Here is a 2,533-nt window from a genome sequence, read left to right as displayed (position 1 = left end):
CTTCACTACCTTGCCCTACTACACACCATCGGTCTCTTTTTCATCGCCCGATTCATTAACTACGTCGCTACCCGATTTTAGAACATTACTCTACTGGAAGCCGAATATCACTTTCCAATCCGACGATGCTCCCTCTTTTTCATTTACTACCTCTGATGAGCTAGGTCAGTATGAGGTAGTGGTGCAAGGATTAACCAAACAAGGAAAACCGTTTTATGAAAGCATCATATTCGAGGTGCAACCGGCTAATCTTCCCTAAAGACGGTCAGGCCTACCCCAAATAAGTCAATAATTCTTAATATATTTCTGAACAATCTAGAATTACACAACTATGTCAAAAACTGATATTTCGCGTCGCTCTTTTTTAACTTCCGTAAGTATGCTGGCCGCGGGCTCCATGATCACCGCCCCTGCCGCTGGGTTTGATCTCCGAGATGAAAAGCTTAAAGTAGCTTTGGTTGGAACCGGAGTGCGCGGCACCTCCTTTTGGGGCAAACGACTGGTAGAACAGTACCCTGATATTCTAGAGTTTGTCGGATTGAGTGATATCAACCCCGGGCGATTGGCTTACGCGAAAGAGTACATGGGAGTAGAATGTCCCATCTTCACTAATTTTGAAGAGATGGTCAATCAGACCAAACCTGATTTAGTGATTGTAACCACCAAAGATTCTACCCATCACGAATTTATCATTAAAGGTTTGCAGATGGGCTGCGATGTGCTGACCGAAAAACCCCTAACAACTGATGAACGCAAATGTCAGGCGATTCTGGATGCTGAACGAAGTTCTAACAAAAACTTAATCGTGGGTTTCAACTACCGCTGGAGCCCCTACGCTACCAAGATTAAAGAGCTACTAATGAATAATGCGGTAGGAAAGATCACTTCAGTTGATTTTCACTGGTACTTGAACACCTACCACGGGGCATCGTACTTCCGTCGCTGGCACGGTTTGCGACAGGCGGGGGGTACGCTGTGGGTGCATAAATCTACCCACCACTTCGACCTGCTCAACTGGTGGCTGGACTCTGACCCCTCGGAAGTATTCGCTTACGGAGCCCTGGAGCACTACGGAATTAATGGTCCTTTCCGAGGAGATAAATGCCGCACCTGTGAACACAAAAATGATTGTAAGTTTCATTGGGATATCACCAAAAGTGAGCGGGATATGGACTTGTACGTGAAAAACGAAAAGTACGATGGTTACATTCGCGATAACTGTTTGTTCCGCGAGGATATTAATATCTACGATAAAATGTCAGCGCAGATTAAATATGCTAATGACACGGTGGTTAATTACTCACTCACCACGTACTCGCCCTACGAAGGCTGGCGCATCGCTTTTAACGGGATGGACGGCCGCATTGAGGCTTGGCTGGATATTCCCTACTTCAAAAGCGAGAACATGAGCCAATCGGAATTACACGCCGCCGAAATGAATCAGTCGGGCGAAGACGAAGCGCAATCACAACCATTGATTGTTCACAAGAACTGGAATACCTTTGAGACGGTCAATGTGCCGGTAGAGCGGGGCGGTCACGGAGGGGGCGACAAACGGTTGCACGACAAAATATTCAAAAGTCCCAATAAGCCTGACCCCTACGACCGGGCAGCCGGAGTGCGCGACGGAGCGATGTCCATTCTGATCGGTGTAGCCGCTCGTAATAGTATTGAGTCAGGTGAACCCATTCGGATTGGTGCGCTCACTGATCTACAGCCTCGTGCAAAGAGGATTTGATAAAACAACCCATTCAGCGCGATCTTTTGGTGATAGATTGCGTATTTAGGTCGGAGCTGGTTTCATATTTCTAAACCATTTGTACCACTTTTTGGTATATGGATAGATACTCTTGACCACTAGTCATTATGAAAGTCGGCTCTAAACATCAATCAGCAGAAATGCGACGGCAGCAAATATTGTCGGCGGCAGACTTGGTGTTGATTGATGCAGGTATCGAAGACTTTACGATTGATCAGGTAGCTGAACGGGCTAATATCGCTAAAGGTACTATCTATAAGTATTTTAAGAGCAAAGACGAGATTTTAGGCGAAATTAGTACCAAAGCCGTAAGTTTATTATTGCAAGCTTTTCAGCAAGCAACCGCAAATCATACGCATAGTGTAGAAAAGCTTAAAGCCATCTGCTGGGCAGCTTACCGATACTATCAGAGCTATTCTACGTATCACGATTTATTAGCCCATATTGAACGTCCTGATTTTAACATCAATCTCCAGGAGTACGTTAAGATCAGTCAATCAATTCAGGATTTCTGCGAAGAAATTATCGTGGAGGGACAGCGCAAAGGCGAAATTAATCCTAATCTCAATCCTCAGCTATTAGTAAGGGTCATCTGGGCTACTAATATTGGAGTTATCCAGTTTGTACAAACCAAGCAGAAATTAATACAGAATATTCACGAAACTCCGATGGATGAAGTAATCAATATTTCGGTACAAATGATGACCAATGGAATTGCCCACAATAAAAAAAACTAATAGTCATTTTTGTTCACAACTACTTTTTCTCTATAAC

General features: G+C 44.4%; 2 protein-coding genes and 1 pseudogene. All 3 read left to right on the top strand.

All coding sequences use genetic code 11. The features are described from left to right. A pseudogene (locus WBA23_RS04320) lies at nucleotides 1–259 on the top strand (hypothetical protein); the annotation flags it as partial. Between the two features lie 72 nt (nucleotides 260–331). Continuing rightward, nucleotides 332–1,738: a Gfo/Idh/MocA family oxidoreductase gene (locus WBA23_RS04315; RefSeq protein WP_424581019.1), complete on the top strand. Its 1,407-nt coding sequence runs from the start codon at nucleotides 332–334 to the stop codon at nucleotides 1,736–1,738. A 128-nt stretch (nucleotides 1,739–1,866) separates the two neighbouring features. Then, entirely contained in the window at nucleotides 1,867–2,496 is a 630-nt protein-coding gene (locus WBA23_RS04310; RefSeq protein ID WP_424581018.1) for a TetR/AcrR family transcriptional regulator, read from the top strand. The last annotated feature ends 37 nt before the right edge of the window (nucleotides 2,497–2,533 follow it).

It is taken from the genome of Tunicatimonas sp., from assembly GCF_049647865.1.
In the GTDB taxonomy this organism is placed as follows: domain Bacteria; phylum Bacteroidota; class Bacteroidia; order Cytophagales; family Cyclobacteriaceae; genus Tunicatimonas.
This window is presented reverse-complemented; position numbering and strand designations above follow the sequence as displayed.

Coding starts and splice junctions, on each gene's coding strand:
- WBA23_RS04315 (WP_424581019.1), top strand. CDS start 332: ATGTCAAAAACTGATATTTCGCGTCGCTCTTTTTTAACTTCCGTAAGT.
- WBA23_RS04310 (WP_424581018.1), top strand. CDS start 1,867: ATGAAAGTCGGCTCTAAACATCAATCAGCAGAAATGCGACGGCAGCAA.